The 14,842-nt window shown below is 72.0% G+C and carries 18 protein-coding genes; 12 read left to right on the top strand and 6 right to left on the bottom strand.

The window, feature by feature from the left end; translation table 11 throughout:
* The first annotated feature begins 27 nt into the window (after positions 1-27).
* Together xth and J3A75_RS25125 are read left to right on the top strand one after the other, a co-directional pair.
* Positions 28-837: an exodeoxyribonuclease III gene (gene xth / locus J3A75_RS25130; RefSeq protein WP_029361258.1), complete on the top strand. Its 810-nt coding sequence runs from the start codon at positions 28-30 to the stop codon at positions 835-837.
* A gap of 268 nt (positions 838-1,105) precedes the next feature.
* Positions 1,106-1,984 carry an SDR family oxidoreductase gene (locus tag J3A75_RS25125; RefSeq protein ID WP_029361257.1) on the top strand — a complete coding sequence of 293 codons (879 nt, stop codon included), beginning with the start codon at positions 1,106-1,108 and terminating at the stop codon, positions 1,982-1,984.
* Between the two features lie 80 nt (positions 1,985-2,064).
* Here J3A75_RS25125 and J3A75_RS25120 read toward each other — a convergent pair whose 3' ends face one another.
* Positions 2,065-4,440, bottom strand: coding sequence for an FdhF/YdeP family oxidoreductase (locus J3A75_RS25120; RefSeq protein ID WP_071000013.1), 2,376 nt, complete (start codon positions 4,438-4,440; stop codon positions 2,065-2,067).
* A 98-nt stretch (positions 4,441-4,538) separates the two neighbouring features.
* Here J3A75_RS25120 and J3A75_RS25115 point away from each other — a divergent pair, with 98 nt between their 5' ends.
* From J3A75_RS25115 to J3A75_RS25090, 6 genes are all read left to right on the top strand, one after another.
* Positions 4,539-4,769, top strand: coding sequence for a hypothetical protein (locus J3A75_RS25115; RefSeq protein WP_245295816.1), 231 nt, complete (start codon positions 4,539-4,541; stop codon positions 4,767-4,769).
* A gap of 213 nt (positions 4,770-4,982) precedes the next feature.
* Entirely contained in the window at positions 4,983-5,765 is a 783-nt protein-coding gene (locus J3A75_RS25110; RefSeq protein ID WP_071000012.1) for an SDR family NAD(P)-dependent oxidoreductase, read from the top strand.
* A 105-nt stretch (positions 5,766-5,870) separates the two neighbouring features.
* Positions 5,871-6,137 carry a hypothetical protein gene (locus J3A75_RS25105; RefSeq protein ID WP_071000011.1) on the top strand — a complete coding sequence of 89 codons (267 nt, stop codon included), beginning with the start codon at positions 5,871-5,873 and terminating at the stop codon, positions 6,135-6,137.
* Between the two features lie 137 nt (positions 6,138-6,274).
* Positions 6,275-6,589: a hypothetical protein gene (locus J3A75_RS25100; protein ID WP_012320674.1), complete on the top strand. Its 315-nt coding sequence runs from the start codon at positions 6,275-6,277 to the stop codon at positions 6,587-6,589.
* Positions 6,590-6,727: 138 nt separating this feature from the next.
* The gene (locus J3A75_RS25095; RefSeq protein ID WP_012320673.1) at positions 6,728-7,030 is read left to right on the top strand and encodes a GCG_CRPN prefix-to-repeats domain-containing protein; all 303 of its coding nucleotides are present in this window, start codon (positions 6,728-6,730) and stop codon (positions 7,028-7,030) included.
* Positions 7,031-7,231: 201 nt separating this feature from the next.
* Positions 7,232-7,702 carry a hypothetical protein gene (locus tag J3A75_RS25090; RefSeq protein WP_029361256.1) on the top strand — a complete coding sequence of 157 codons (471 nt, stop codon included), beginning with the start codon at positions 7,232-7,234 and terminating at the stop codon, positions 7,700-7,702.
* Between the two features lie 214 nt (positions 7,703-7,916).
* Here the strand turns inward: J3A75_RS25090 and ssb are convergent, their stop codons facing one another.
* Together ssb and J3A75_RS25080 are read right to left on the bottom strand one after the other, a co-directional pair.
* The gene (ssb, locus tag J3A75_RS25085) at positions 7,917-8,477 is read right to left on the bottom strand and encodes a single-stranded DNA-binding protein (protein WP_012320671.1); all 561 of its coding nucleotides are present in this window, start codon (positions 8,475-8,477) and stop codon (positions 7,917-7,919) included.
* A 168-nt stretch (positions 8,478-8,645) separates the two neighbouring features.
* Positions 8,646-9,665 (bottom strand): NADP-dependent oxidoreductase, encoded by a 1,020-nt coding sequence (locus J3A75_RS25080; RefSeq protein WP_012320670.1) that lies wholly within the window; start codon positions 9,663-9,665, stop codon positions 8,646-8,648.
* Between the two features lie 123 nt (positions 9,666-9,788).
* Here J3A75_RS25080 and J3A75_RS25075 point away from each other — a divergent pair, with 123 nt between their 5' ends.
* Both J3A75_RS25075 and J3A75_RS25070 read left to right on the top strand, forming a co-directional pair.
* Entirely contained in the window at positions 9,789-10,196 is a 408-nt protein-coding gene (locus tag J3A75_RS25075; RefSeq protein WP_012320669.1) for a DUF4174 domain-containing protein, read from the top strand.
* 149 nt (positions 10,197-10,345) lie between these two features.
* Complete coding sequence (locus J3A75_RS25070) at positions 10,346-10,522, top strand: hypothetical protein (RefSeq protein WP_012320668.1); 177 nt, start codon at positions 10,346-10,348, stop codon at positions 10,520-10,522.
* A gap of 13 nt (positions 10,523-10,535) precedes the next feature.
* Here J3A75_RS25070 and J3A75_RS25065 read toward each other — a convergent pair whose 3' ends face one another.
* From J3A75_RS25065 to J3A75_RS25055, 3 genes are all read right to left on the bottom strand, one after another.
* Positions 10,536-10,943 (bottom strand): hypothetical protein, encoded by a 408-nt coding sequence (locus J3A75_RS25065; protein ID WP_159392762.1) that lies wholly within the window; start codon positions 10,941-10,943, stop codon positions 10,536-10,538.
* Positions 10,944-11,053: 110 nt separating this feature from the next.
* Positions 11,054-11,452, bottom strand: coding sequence for a hypothetical protein (locus J3A75_RS25060; protein WP_245295815.1), 399 nt, complete (start codon positions 11,450-11,452; stop codon positions 11,054-11,056).
* Positions 11,453-11,520: 68 nt separating this feature from the next.
* Positions 11,521-12,474, bottom strand: a complete 954-nt coding sequence (locus J3A75_RS25055) for a sulfite oxidase heme-binding subunit YedZ (RefSeq protein ID WP_071000010.1) — start codon at positions 12,472-12,474, stop codon at positions 11,521-11,523.
* A gap of 207 nt (positions 12,475-12,681) precedes the next feature.
* Between J3A75_RS25055 and J3A75_RS25050 the strand changes: the two genes are divergently transcribed.
* Positions 12,682-13,692, top strand: coding sequence for an aldo/keto reductase (locus J3A75_RS25050; protein ID WP_071000009.1), 1,011 nt, complete (start codon positions 12,682-12,684; stop codon positions 13,690-13,692).
* A 367-nt stretch (positions 13,693-14,059) separates the two neighbouring features.
* The gene (gene rimP, locus J3A75_RS25045) at positions 14,060-14,833 is read left to right on the top strand and encodes a ribosome maturation factor RimP (RefSeq protein WP_012320664.1); all 774 of its coding nucleotides are present in this window, start codon (positions 14,060-14,062) and stop codon (positions 14,831-14,833) included.
* Positions 14,834-14,842: the final 9 nt, after the last annotated feature.

The raw sequence follows: 14,842 nt of genomic DNA, 5'->3' as shown, positions 1-14,842 counted from the left end.
AACGCCGTCAGAACCCCAGCGCCGCTCGTGCAACTCACCGTCACCACCTGGAACATCAACTCGGTGCGCCTGCGCATCGATCTGGTTCTGCGCTTCCTCGCGGAGCACAAACCGGACGTGCTCTGTCTGCAGGAGACCAAGTGCCCGGACGACGCCTTCCCGCTGAAGGCCCTGCGCGGCTCGGGCTACGAGCACGTGATGTTCGCCGGCCAGAAGGGCTACAACGGCGTCGCGATCCTCTCGCGCTTCCCCCTGCACACCCGCTCGGTGATGGGCTTCTGCGAGCGCCAGGACGCCCGCCACATCTCGGCGGTGCTGGGGCCGGAGGCCGGGGCGGCCTCGGGCATCGTGCTGCACGACTTCTACGTCCCGGCCGGCGGCGACGTGCCGGACCGCGACCTCAATCCGAAATTCGCCCACAAGCTCGACTTCCTGTCCGAACTGCGCGCCTGGGGTGGGAAGCGCGTCTCCGGGCCGGCGATCCTCGTGGGCGACCTCAACGTCGCGCCCCTGGAGCACGATGTCTGGTCGCACAAGCAGCTCCTCGACGTGGTGAGCCACACGCCGGTGGAGACCGAGGCGCTGGAGGTCCTGCGCGGTGAGGCGGGCTGGATCGACGCGGCGCGCCACCTCACCCCGGAGCCGGAGAAGATCTACACGTGGTGGAGCTACCGCTCCCCCGACTGGTCGGCCGCCAACAAAGGTCGGCGGCTGGACCATGCCTGGGTGTCGCCGGACCTCGCCGGGACCGTCCGGAAGGTCGAGGTCCTGCGCGAGGCGAGGGCCTGGGAGCGCCCCTCGGACCACGCCCCGGTGACCCTGACCCTGGAGCTGTGACCGGGCGCGGAACTGCGGCGCGGTCCGAGCATTGCCCGCTCACGAACCCGTGACGCGAGCGAGCCCCGATGCGCAAGATCCTGATCGCTTTCCTCCTCCCCAAGGTCGTGTCCTACCTGCGCCGCCGCTACGGCGGCCCGCACGCCACCCGCAATCGGGCCTTCTGAGACCGCCCGATCAGGGCGACCGCCTGTGACCCCCGGGCGCAGGCGGTGGCCGCCGCGAAGGCCCTAGATTCTGCGGATCCCCCGCCGAGGAGCCGCACACGATGACCCAGGACCCGCGCGAGGCCGGCCCCCGGCCGCCCTTCCCCGGCGACCAGCAGCAGCCCCGCCCCGGCCTCACTACGAAGATGTCGCCGCGCCCCGACCACGGCGAGGAGAGCTACGTCGGCAAGGGCCTGCTCACCGGCCAGGTGGCGCTGATCACCGGCGGCGACTCCGGGATCGGCCGGGCGGTGGCGATCGCCTACGCCCGCGAGGGCGCCGACGTGGCGATCTCCTACCTCGAGGTCGAGCAGGAGGATGCCGAGGACACGAGGGCCTGGGTGGAGAAGGCCGGCCGCCGCTGCCTGCTGCTCCCCGGCGACATCCGCGACGCGGCCCAGTGCCGGGATCTCGTGGCGCGCACCGTCGAGGCCTTCGGGCGACTCGACATCCTCGTGAACAACGCCGCCGCGCAGGTGGTGAACGAGGGCCTCGACGATCTGGCGGCGCCCGACATCGAGGGCTCGTTCCGCGCCAACGTCTTCGCCATGTACTACCTCGCCCAGGCGGCGGTGCCGCACATGAAGCCGGGCGGGGCGATCGTGAACAGCACCAGCGTGCAGGCCAAGGTGGCCGATCCCAGCATGCTGATCTACGCCGCCACCAAGGGCGCGATCGCGAGCCTGACCATCGGCCTGTCGAACCTGCTGGCGCCGAAGGGGATCCGGGTGAACTGCGTCGCCCCCGGGCCGGTCTGGACGCCGATCCAGCCGATCGTGAAGAGCCCGGATCAGATCGAGCAGCTCGGCGCGCAGACGCCGCTCGGCCGTGCCGGCCAGCCCGCGGAACTGGCCCCGGCCTACGTGCTGCTCGCCTCCCGCGAGGGCAGCTACATGTCCGGGGCGCTGGTGCCGGTCACCGGCGGCATGCCGATGCTCTGACGCGGGCGCGGCGATCCGGGCGAGCGCCGCCGCGGAGGGAGGGACGCCGCTCGAAGCCACGAGGACGCCGTCCGTCCGCCTCAGCCGGTGGCGTATTCCAGCTCCGGCGCGAGGACCGCGTCGCTGTCGGGGTGCACCGTGACGGGGATCGTCTTGGCGGCCGGCGTCTTGCTGCCGATCGCGTAGTGCCAGATCGGCATCAGGACATTGCACTCGGGGTAGTAGCCGCCGATGCAGCCGATCGGGATGTCGTAGGCCACGACCAGCAGGCCCGAGAGCTTGCGGTCGACGCCGTCATCGGCGACCGTCCGGAGCGTGACGGGCTGGCCGATCTTGAGGCCCCGCCGGTCGATGTCCGAGCGGTTCATCAGCACCACCTTCCGGGTGTTCTTGATGCCCCGGAAGCGGTCGTAATAGCCGTAGACCGTGGTGTTGAACTGGTCGTTGCTGCGCAGCGTCATCAGCCGCAGGGTGTCGTGGCCGACATCGGGCATGTCGGCGTCCTCGTCGAGCCCGGTCGGGGTGACGAAGTTGGCCCGTCCCGATTCCGTGCGCCACTCGCGCCGGTTCGCCGGCAGGTCGCGCTGGAAGCCGCCGGGCTCCCACATGCGCCGCTCGTAGTCCCAGAACGAGTCCGGCAGCGTCTCGCCGATCTCGCGGCGGATCTCGGCGAAATCCTCGCTGTACGCCGCCCAGCGCACCCGCGGGTTCGGATCGAGGACGCGCTGCGCCAGCTCGCAGATCAGGCGGATCTCGCTGATCAGGTGCGGCGAGGCCGGACGGCGCAGGCCGCGATTGCCGTGCACGCAGGCCGAGGTGTCCTCCATCGAGAGCACCTGCTGGCCCTTGGAGGTCTCGACGATCTCCAGGCGGCCGGTGACCGGGAGGACGTAGCTGATCGCGCCCGGCAGCAGCGCGGTCCGGTTGAGCTTGGTGATGACGTTGACGGTCAGGGGGATCCGGCGCCACGCCGGCTCCATCTGGCCGTGGTCGGGGATGGCGCGGGCGAAGTTGCCGCCGAGCATGACGAAGGCGCTGACCTCGTCCCGCAGGATCGCTTCGCAGGCCTCGACGGTGTTGTAGCCCGGCTCGCGGGGCGGCGCGAAGGCGAATTGCTGGCCCAGCCGGTCGAGGTCGAACAGCTCGGGCTTCTCGGTGATCCCCATCGTGCGCTGGCCCTGCACGTTGGAATGGCCCCGGATCGGGCAGATCCCGGCGCCGGAGCGGCCGATATTGCCGCGCATCAGCAGCAGGTTCACCAGCATCTGGACGGTCTCGACCCCGGCCCGGTGCTGGGTGAGCCCCATGCCGTAGACGCCGATGGTCGCCTTCGCGTGGCTGTAGACGTGGGCGGTCGATTCCATGTCGGCCCGGTGCAGGCCGGAGCGGCGCTCCAGCTCGTCCCAGTCCTGAGCGCGCAGCCAGGTGGCGAAGGCGTCGAAGCCGTGGGTGTTGTCGTGGATGAAGGCCTCGTCGAGAACGGCGTCGCCGCCCCGGGCCCGGGCCGCGTCGTGCAGGGCGAGGACCGCCTTGCAGATGCCCGCGATGGCGGCGAGATCGCCCCCCGCCTTCACCTGATGGTACTGCGAGCTGATCCGCGTCGCCTTGCCGGTGAGCATCTCGGTAGGCGATTGCGGGTTCAGGAACCGCTCCAGGCCGCGCTCGCGCAGCGGGTTGTAGGTGATGATCGGGACGCCGCGCCGGCTCGCCTCCTGCAGCGGGTGCAGCATCCGCGGCGCGTTGCTGCCGGGATTCTGGCCGAAGAACATGATGCAGTCGGAATGGGCGAAGTCGTCGAGCGACACGGAGCCCACGGCCTGGCCGATGCTCACCGGCAGCGCCACCGAGGTCGTCTCGTGGCACATGTTGGACGAGTCCGGCAGGTTGTTGTTGCCGTAGAGCCGGGCGAAGAGCTGGTAGAGGTAGCTCGCCTCGTTCGACAGGCGGCCCGAGCTGTAGAACACGGTGCCCTTCTGCCGGTCCGGGACGGCCCTGAGCTCGCGGGCGATCTCCTCGACGGCGTGGCCCCAGGAGACCGGCACGTACTTGTCGGTGGCCGGGTCGTAGCGCAGCGGATGGGTGAGGCGACCGGTCTGCTCCAGATGGTAATCGTCCCAGTCCAGCAGCTCCGTGACCGTATGGGTGGCGAAGAAGTCCGGCGTGCAGCGGTGGGCGGTGAGTTCCCAGGCCACGGCCTTCACGCCGTTCTCGCAGTACTCGAAGGGCAGCGGGCTCGCGGGCTTCACCCAGGCGCAGCTGTTGCACTGGTAGCCGTCGACCTTGTTGTGCCGGCTGAGCGCGATCGGCCCACTCGCCAGCACGCCCTCGCGCCGCAGGATGGTGCCGACCGACAGGGCGGAGCCCCACCCGCCGGCGGGCAGGCGGTAGGGCTTGAATTCGGGCTTGTCCAAGGGGGGCGATCTCCGAACCGTGCCGCCGGGAAACAGCGGGCACATCGCGACGTTCCCCGTTGAAACCGCGGGCGTCACCCTTTGTTCGCGAGATTATCTTGATCCTAACGGAGGTTAGTGTGGCGGTCGGTCGGGACTATCTCTTGAGAAAGCCTTCGGGTCCGTCGAGTCCGAAGCTGTTCCTCGACACGCAGGTCGTGCCGCTCGCCGTCAATATCGCGGGAAGCTTGGAGGTGGCGCTGGACCGCGCGGCGGCGCGCACGGGCGTCCGGCCCGCGCTGATCCTGGCGGGCGCGACCGGCCTGATCGGTCTCGGTCTGGTCCGCCTGCTCACCCGTCGGGGCGCGGCGAAGGGCCGATTCGAGCGGATGTGAGCGGAGGAGCCGGGATGCCGGTCATCGCCGGGCGGATGTTCGGGGAGACCCTCGACGGCGCGCGCGCGATCAATCAGACCTTAACCGCGGATCGGTTCTCAACGGCGGGACGGCCCCGAAGGCCTCCGGGTCCGGCACGCGGCGACGGCGCCGCTGCGGACCCGAACGCCGCCCCGCGCCATCCGGGCGCCGCCGATCCCGACGGAGACGACCATGAGCGACGCCCAGGCCCGGACCGCGCTGGTGACGGGGGCTGCCCGCGGCATCGGCCTCGCCACCGCGACCCGCTTCCTCGCCGACGGCTGGAACGTCGCCCTGCTCGACATCGACGGCCCGGGCGTGACGGCGGCGACCGAGCGGCTCGGCCGCCCCGAAGCCACGCTCGCGGTGACGGCCGATGTCTCCGACCCGGAGGCGGTGGCGGCGGCGATCCGGCAGGTCGCCGACCGGTTCGGCCGCCTCGACGCCCTGGTCAACAATGCTGGCATCGCGATCTTCAAGCCGCTGACGGAGACCACCTTCGCCGACTGGTCGCGGGTGCTGGCGGTCAACCTGTCCGGCCCGTTCCTGTGCACGCAGGCGGCGGTCCCGCTCCTGTCCGAGCGCGGCGGGGCCGTCGTGAACATCACGTCGATCTCGGGCCTGCGCGCCTCGACGCTTCGGACCGCCTACGGCACCAGCAAGGCGGGCCTCGCGCAGCTCACCAAGCAGCAGGCCGCCGAGCTGGCGCAGTACGGGATCCGCGTGAACGCCGTCGCCCCGGGCCCCGTGGACACCGCGATGGCCAAGGCGGTGCACAGCCCCGAGATCCGGGCGGATTACCACGACGCCGTCCCGCTCGGTCGCTACGGGCTGGAGACGGAACTCGCGGAGGCGATCGTGTTCCTCTGCTCGGAGCGCGCCTCCTACATCACCGGTCAGCAGCTCGCCGTCGACGGCGGTTTCGAGTCGACCGGCATCGGCCTGAAGACGCTGCGCGGCGCGCGCAACACGTGAGGGCACCGGCCCGATCCGCCAAGTTCGGACAGGGTTCGTTAACCCTGCCGCCGTAGCCCGGATGCTTGGTCAACAGGCGCGAGCACCATGCCGAGACTCGGCTCCATGATCGTCGACGGTCTAGCGTTCCTCCTCGTGGCGATCGCCCTCGCGGCGGTCGTCGCCGGCTACGAGCGGAACCTGCCGGATCCGTCGGCGGCACCCGCGCTGGTCGCCGCGGGCGCCCCCACGTGGACCGACCCGGAGACGATGGGCTCGATCGCGCCGGCCGCGGGCACGGTCGTCCTCTGGGCGGACGCGCAGCCTGCGCTCGCCACGCCCGAGTCGGACCGCGCCGCCGGCGGCGCCTGGGTGAGCCCGCCCCGCCGCTGAGGCGACGGGCCGATCGGCTCGCCGGGCTCTCAGGAAGGCCGGTCGGAGCGGCACCGGAGCGCCCAGGTCGCGATCACAACTGATCGTTAACTATGGTTGCTGAACCTTCCACCGCACAGCGAAGCGGAGAGGCATCCATGGCGCGCGACGGCAACCGACCCCACCCCAGCGCCCTCGCGCGCTACCCGGTTCCGATCGAGCTGATCTCGGCCCTGTTCCGCGCCGACGATGCCGAGCGCGACCGGCTGCTCGCGCCGATGCCGGCCTACGGCCGCGCCCGGATCGCCGCCTACTGCGCCGACCACGCGCGGCTCGAGGCGCTCGGCCTGAAGGTCGCGCGGTCCTGCGACGAGGCCACGCTCGTCCGGGCCGCGGGCGAAACGGTCGGCGCCGATCTGTTCGCGCGCTCGCGGGCGCCCGCACCGGCGCCGATCCAGCTCCAGGCCGCCTGATCGACCTCCGCGTTCCGACCCGTCCGGTCGAAGCCGTCGGGTTGATGAATGCCCGGGCCTGTCCCGGTTCACAGCCGCCGGCGCATCCTCCTGTCATCGGCCCGGTGCGTCCGGGACGCAGGTTCAGGAGATCGTGTCATGATGCGCTCCAAGATGCTCGGCCTCGTCGCGATGGCCGCGGCGGGCCTCGCGACCGCCACGGCGGCGAACGCGGCGCCGTTCGGCTACGGCCCGCCCGAGGCCGGCGCGGTGATCGAGCGCGTGGCCGGCGGCTGCGGTCCGGGCTTCCACCCCAATCCCTGGGGCCATTGCCGGCCCAACGATCGCGGCTGGGGCTGGGGCGGCCCGCGCGGACCCTACGGTGGCCGGCCCGGCTACGGCGGCTACGACCGCGGCTACGGTGGCTACGACGGTCCGCGCCGGTCCTACGGCGGCTGGTGATCCGCACCGGCGACCCTCGAACCGGTCGCCGCGTCTCGAGCTCGGCCCGCCGCGCGCCTCCGGATCCGCGGCCGGCCGGTGCTGGACCAGTGCTCGGCCACCGACTTGTCCCCCCGGAACGGACAAAGCCATATTCACGACGGCATAGAGCCGTATTAATCTCTTTCGGGACGCAACATAGTGTCCCGGAGATTCTTCGTCATGAGTCGCTATGTATTTGCATCCCTGATGATCGCCGGCGTGGTGGCCGGCGCCTCGCCGGCCGCGGCGCTCTCCGCGAAGGATTGCTCGGTCAAGTACCAGGCCGCCAAGCAGGCGGGCACGCTGAACGGCCAGAAGTGGAACGACTTCCGCAAGGCCGAGTGCGGTGCGGCGGCCGACAACGCCCCGACGACCGCGCCGAATCCGGTCTCGCCCACCGCGGCGACGACCGCGCCGGCCGCCCCGCCGGCGGCTCCGCGCGCCGGGACGACGTCCGCCGCCGCGGCGTCGGCCACGTTCCCCCGCGCCGTTGATCCGAGATACGCCAGGGAATCGGCCGGCAAGGCCCGGATGCACACTTGCCTCGACAGCTACAACGCCGCGAAGGCCGCCGGCACGCTGGGCGGCATGAAGTGGATCGAGAAGGGCGGCGGCTACTATTCGGCCTGCAACCGGCAGCTCAAGGGCTGAGCGGCGGCGTTCCGGGGCACCGGAGGCGGGCGACCCGGAACCTGCGCCGGCGCGCGATCCGAGCGCGTCGGCGGATCCGGATCCCGGGCTCCGCCGCGCGGCCCCGGGACGATGCATCGATACGGCCGGGCCGTTCCGGCCCGGAGGTTCGACTCACCCGAGCGGGCGGCCCGCCCAGGTGAGGGAGGGCGCTGCCCCTGGACCGGACACGATCCTAGAACGGGATGTCGTCGTCGAGGTCGTAGCCGCCGCGGCTGCCGCCGCCGCCGCCCGAGGAGGCCGGGGCCGGACGCCGCTCGCCGCCCTGGGCGCGGCCGCCGCCGAAATCGCCGCCGCGATCACCGCCCCGGCCACCGCCGAAGTCGCCGCCGCGGCTGATCTGGCCGCCACCCTCGTCCTCGCCGGCGAAGTCGCCGCCGCCGCCGCGCCCGTCGAGGATCGTCATCTCGCCGCGGAAGCGCTGGAGCACCACCTCGGTCGTGTACTTCTCGACGCCGGAATTGTCGGTCCACTTCCGGGTCTGGAGCTGACCCTCGATGTAGACCTTCGATCCCTTGCGCAGGTACTGCTCGGCCACCCGGGCGAGGTTGTCGTTGTAGATCACGACCGAGTGCCACTCGGTCTTCTCCTTGCGCTCGCCGGTCGCCTTGTCCTTCCAGGACTCCGACGTTGCGAGCCGCAGGTTGCAGACCGGGTCGCCCGAACCGAGGCGGCGCATCTCGGGATCGCGCCCGAGGTTGCCCACCAGAATCACCTTGTTGACGCTGCCCGCCATCGCTCTCTCCTAGTCGTACGGATCTCACAGGGCACCAGCCCGGCGGCGCGCGAACCATGCGCCCGGGCTTCCGGAGCGGCAACCGGCGGGTCAGGCTTGTGCCCGCTTTCCGCAGCGCCGACGGATCTTCTTGTTCTATCTCTGTTCCATTCGGGCGGCAAGGCTCTGTCAGGACACCCGGACCACGAGCTTGCCGAAATTCCGGCCTTTCAACAGGCCGATGAACGCCTCCGGAGCGTTCTCCAGCCCCTCGACCACGTCCTCGCGGTAGCGGACGCGCCCGTCCTGGATCCACCCGGCGACCTCCTTGCGGAACGTCTCCGCCTGCTCGGCGAAGTCCCAGACGATGAAGCCCTGGATGTGCAGCCGGTTGGTCAGGACCGAGCGCATCAGGCCGGGCAGGCGGTCCGGGCCGGGGGGCACCTCGGTGGCGTTGTAGGCGGAGACGAGGCCGCAGACCGGGATCCGCGCGAACGGATTCAGCAGCGGCAGAACGGCCGCGAAGACCGCGCCGCCGACATTCTCGAAGTACACGTCGATGCCCTTCGGGCAGGCTGCGGCGAGCGTGCCCGGCAGGTCGGATCCGCGGTGGTCGATGGCCGCGTCGAAGCCGAGCTCCTCCGTGAGGTAGCGGCACTTCTCGGGACCGCCCGCGATCCCGACGGCGCGGGCGCCGTGGATCTTGGCGATCTGGCCGACCAGGGAGCCGACGGGGCCGGCGGCGGCCGCCACCACGACGGTCTCGCCGAACTTCGGCCGGCCGATGTTGAGGAGGCCGGTATAGGCGGTCATGCCCGGCATCCCGAGCACGCCGAGCGCCGTCGAGGGCGGAGCGGCGGCGGGGTCGACCTTGCGCGACCCCTTGGCGTCGGTGACGCAGTACTCCTGCCAGCCCGCGAAGGCCGTCAGCAGGTCGCCCACGGCGTGATCCGGGTGGTTGGAGGCGACCACCTCACCGACGGTTTCGGCGGTGATCGGCGCGCCGATCTCGACCGGCGCCGCGTAGGATTTCGCGTCGCTCATCCGGCCGCGCATGTAGGGGTCCAGGGACAGCCAGCGGGTGCGCAGCAGGACCTGGCCGGGTCCGGGCTGCGGCACCGGCACCTCTTCCAGGCGGAAATTCTCGGGCCGCGGCTCGCCGTGCGGGCGCGAGGCCAGGACGATGCGGCGGTTCATGGCGGTGGTCATGGCGGACTCCCGGAAACTGGCTCCCGCTCCGATCTGGGGCGCCGGGCCCGGGAGGCAAAGGCGCCGCCGTGATCGCGCGGACGAGTCGCGCGTTGTCCCGACTCGGGAGCGCGGAGCGTCGGCATGCGGGAGACGGCACTGGGACTCGGACTGGCAGCCACGACAGCCATGGCGGCGGCGGCTGCCCCGGCCGGGCCCCTCGACGGCTATCGCGACCGGGCGCGGGTCCTGGTCCTGTCGGCGCCCGAGGCCGGGGACGCTCAGCTCCGGGCGCAGCGGGCGGCGCTGGCCTCGGTCCGCGCCGGTGTCGCCGAGCGCGACCTCGTGGTGCTGGAAGCGGTCGGTTCCGGGGCGGAGGCGCGAACCCTGCGCGAGCGCCTCGGCCTCCCCGCGGACAGCTTCCGCGCGGTCCTGATCGGCAAGGACGGGGGCGCCAAGATCACCGCAGCGGCGCCGATCGCGCCGCAGAGGCTGTTCGCCACGATCGACGCGATGCCGATGCGCCGGACCGAGATGCGCGAGCGCCGCTAGGGCCTCGGCCGGGGCCCGATCCCCTGTGCACGGCGGGGCCGCGGACACCATCGGTTAAGCCTACCGGCCTATCACCGAAACGTGTCGACGGCCGTGTACCGGCCGTCCGTTGAGGCCCGCCAGGACGCTCGGACGAGACGCTCGAATCGATGACCCGACAACAAGTCGCCACCGCCATCCGCCGCCTCGTCGACCTGCAGGTCGAGGATATCGAGCGCGCGGTCCGCGACGGCCACAAGACCATCGCGCTGAACGAGCTGGCGGATCTGAACCGCCAGCTCAAGGCCTTCGCGGCCGCACTCAGGAAGGCGCCGGCCCGGATCTGAGCCGGGCCCCGCGCTACCAGCGCGGCCCGCCCCAGCGGCGGGGTGGGATGTCCTCCGGGGGCGGAGGCGGCGGCCCGCGGTCGACGACCGGCTCGTCGCAGACCCGCACCCGCCGCAGCACCGGCTCCCCGTCCGGACCGAAGCGCCGCCGCACGAATTCCCGGCACGCTTCCGGGTACGCTTCCGGGGACGCTTCGGGGGGCACAGCGGTGAAGCGGGGCCCTCGAACTTCGGGCTCGGGCCTCGGGCCCGGAGGAGGCGGGGGCGGCGGTGGCCGGCGCTCCGGCTCGTCCTCCTGAGCGGGGCCGCCGTAGCCGTGCGGCGGCGGGTACGGGCCGTCGAAATCGGCGGCCAGGGCCGGGCCGGCGGCGAGGAGCAGGGCGCAGAAACCGGTTCGGACGAGGAGTCGACGAGCGGGCACGGTGGCCTCGGCGTGGGCGGGCGCGCGGGGATCGCGGCCATCATCGCCGGAGGGTGCGACCGGGCGCCTGAACCGCCCCCGAGTCGCCGTGTCGGCTGACGTTCAGCCGGCTACTTCTGCATCGCGTTCACTTCGCACTGGGCGTAGTCCGCGCTCGCCTTCACGTAGGCGTTGAGCTTCTGCAGGTAGGCCTCGGCGATCGGCCGGAAGGCCTGCGCCTGCAGGTTATAGGCCTTGATCGCGTCGTTGTAGCTGTAGGCCTCCCAGCCCGGGCAGCCCTCCTTGGCGTCGAGGCAGGCGGGCTTCGGCGGCAGCGCCGGCTTGGCCGGGCGCGCGGAGGCCGGCGGCGGCTCGGGCGGCGTGCAGGCCGCGGCGGCCGGCGCGGCGGCCAAGGGCGGCGCGGCGGGCGCGGCCTTGGCGGCCGGCTTCGCGGGCGGGGTTGCGGGGGGCGTCGCGAAGGCGAGGCTCGGCGCGAGCAAGCCCGCGATCAGGAGAGGCGTGCCGCGCATGGCGTCTCGAAAGCTCCGCTGGGCCCGGGGCCGCCGGCGGCGGAGGACCGGGAGCGGGTTCTGCGGCATCACGCCGGCGGCGACAAGGGCTCCCGGACAGGCTCCCGCACGGCACTCCGGACAGCGTCCCGGCGGGGCGTGGGGCCCGGTTGCCCGCGCGATGCCGGGCCGGCGGTGCGGGCCTGCGGGCCGCGCGCGAGCGCCACGAGCGGGAACGACAGGCCGACGGCCAGCACCCACCAGGCCGGCCGGATCGGGCCGGAGAAGTCCAGGTTGGCGGCGAGGACGAGGTTGGCCGGAACACCGCTGGCGAGGCCGTACCAGGCGGCTTCCAGCCCGGCGGTCGCGAGCCCGGCGACGATCGCCAGGAGGAGGAGCGACCAGGGCCGCTCCGGCCACCGGAAGCGCCGCATCACACGCCAGCCCATCAGCAGCAGGAACAGGCCGGCCGAGAAGACCGGGTCGGTGACATCGATCTTTGACTGCAGGAAGTAGTGGACCAGGGCCGCCACGGCGATCGTGTAGGTGAGGCGGTGCAGGCGGTTCCAGTTCGGGCCGAGATTGCGGATCGCCGCGTCCGTGGAGGTCAACCCCAAGGCGATCAAGCCGACCAGGGCTACGAAGCCGATCGTCAGATAGAGCCGGAGCGCGATCTCCGAGATCACCTTGGTGAGGATCAGATTCTGGTCGACGGCGTAGAGGGTGAGGTGGGCCACCGCGTAGGCCATGACGGTGACGCCGAGCATGCGCCGCACGACGATGACCTTCGGCCAGTCCGCGAGGCGCCGCAGCGGCGAGATCGCCAGCGAGAAGAGCAGGAAGCGCACGGCCCACTCGCCGGTGGCGTGGATCAGGGCGGTGATCGGCTTCGCCCCGAGGGCGTCGAGCCGGTAGGCGGCCGCGAGGTAGAGCGCGGGCGCGACGCAGCCCGCGAACACCGCGAGCTTCAGCCAGGAGAGACGGCCGGCCCGGTCGAGCCAGGGGAGCGGGATGCCGAGGTGAGCGGCCAAGCGATCGATCATGGGTCCGAACGGAAGCTTCGCGGTGGACGACGGCGCCGCGCCGGCGGAACGGGCCACCGGCGGGAACGGCTGCCCGGGCCATCGGTGCCGTCACGGGTCGGTTCGCCGCGGGCGGGCGCAGGTTACAGGGCGGCGTTGACCTGTGTTGTGGTTGACCGCGCCGTTCCCGCGGCGAGATAGCGGGACGACGGAGGTTGGAAGGATCCCATGCAGTACCGCACGCTCGGCCGCTCCGGCCTCAAGGTCTCGCCGATCTGCCTCGGCACGATGATGTTCGGCGGCCCCACCGACGAGGCCACGGCCGGCCGCGTCGTCGCCAGCGCCCGGGAGGCCGGGATCAACTTCATCGACACGGCCAACGTCTACACGGAGGGCCGGTCGGAGGAGATCACCGGCCGGGCGATCAAGGCCGAGCGCGACGCCTGGGTCCTGGCCACCAAGGTCGCCAACCCGACCGGGCCCGGCGTCAACGACCGCGGCCTCTCGCGGGTCCACGTGATGAGGGCCGCCGAGGACAGCCTGCGCCGCCTCGGCACGGATGTCATCGACGTCTACTACCTCCACAAGGAGGACCACGACACGCCGCTCGCCGAGACGGTCCGGGCGATCGCCGACCTCGTGCGGGCGGGCAAGATCCGCCATTTCGGCGTCTCGAATCACCGGTCCTGGCGGGTCGCCGAGATCTGCCGGCTCTGCGACGAGGCCGGGATCGACCGGCCGGTGGTGAGCCAGCCCTACTACAACGCCTTCAACCGGATGCCCGAGACCGAGCACCTGCCGGCCTGCGCGCATTTCGGGCTCGGCGTCGTGCCCTACTCGCCGCTCGCCCGCGGCGTGCTCACCGGCAAGTACGATCCCGACACGCCGCCGCCGGCCGAGTCCCGCGCCGGCCGCCAGGACGCCCGGATGATGCAGACCGAGTGGCGCCCGGAATCCCTGCGCATCGCCCGGACCCTGAAGGAGCACGCCGAGGCCCGCGGCATCACGGCCGGCCAGTTCGCCACCGCCTGGGTGCTGAACAACCGCCTCGTCACCGGTGTCATCGCCGGGCCGCGGACGGAGGCGCAGTGGCAGGAATATCTCGGCGCCCTCGACTACGCCTTCACGCCGGAGGACGAGGCCCTCGTCGACGGATTCGTCGCCGCCGGCCACCCGACCACGCCGGGCTACAACGATCCGGCCTATCCGCTCGAGGGGCGTGTGCCGAGGAGCGGCTGAAGCGCGGCCGATCTCTAGCCAATCCCCTCATCCTGAGGTGCGAGCGCAGCGAGCCTCGAAGGCGACTTCCGGGGCTCTCAGCGGTATCTGGAATCCTCCTTCGAGGCCTCCGCAGCGCTCCGGCACCTCAGGATGCGGCCAGGATCGGGAAGGACAGGGTGGCGCCGTGCGACGGATCCGCCTTGCGCTCCGGGCGCGGGACCGCTATCTAGCTCTCAACAGTTCTGATGGCAGTCGAGAGGCTGCGGTTCGGGAGTGGGCCCCACCGGGTCCGCTCTTTTTTTTCGCCGCACACCCTCTCGCCGCACGAGGCCCCACGCCGCGGGCGGCCAGGCAGGACGCCGCGAAGGTTGCGCGCTGAACATCCATGTCGTCCGAGATTGAAGCGGATCTGTCCGAGAAGCGCCTCGTCCGCGAGGCCGGGGTCGCCGCGCGCGTCGCGCAGGCGATCGAGGGGCCGCTCGCGGGCCTCGGCTTCCGGCTGGTCCGGGTGAGGATGTCCAACGTCAACGGCTGCACCGTGCAGATCATGGCGGAGCGGCCGGACGGCACCTTCACGATCGACGATTGCGAGGCGGTGAGCCGCGCGATCTCGCCGATCCTCGACGTCGACGATCCGGTGGGCGGCGCCTACAACCTCGAAGTGTCCTCGCCCGGCATCGACCGGCCGCTGGTCCGGGTCTCGGACTTCGCCCGCTGGGCGGGCTACGAGGCGAAGGTCGAGCTGAGCCCGCCGCTGGACGGGCGCAAGCGGTTCCGCGGCATCCTGGGCGCGCCCGATCCGACGGGGACGACCGTCCCGATCGACCTGCCCGACGTGAAGGAAGGGCTGCCGAGCCGCATCGACCTGCCGCTGAAGGACCTCGCCGAGGCCCATCTCGTCCTCACCGACGAGCTGATCCGCGAATCGCTCCGCCGCGGCGGGCCGCCCGCCGCGGACGAGGCCGACGAGGCCGAAGAGGCCGAGGACGAAGAGGTCGCCGCGGAGAGCGCGTCGTCGCCTGCGCGGGCGCCCTTCCAGCCAAAGGGGCCCCGGAAGGCCAGCCCCGCGGCCAAGCCCCAGAAACAGGCCCGAACCGGCCCCAAGAAGCCGGTCGTGACCAAGGCGTCCCGGCTCAAGGACCGCGATTCCCTGCACTGAGACCCCCGC

Source organism: Methylobacterium sp. PvP105 (assembly GCF_017876975.1).
Classification (GTDB): Bacteria; Pseudomonadota; Alphaproteobacteria; order Rhizobiales; family Beijerinckiaceae; genus Methylobacterium; species Methylobacterium radiotolerans.
This window is presented reverse-complemented; position numbering and strand designations above follow the sequence as displayed.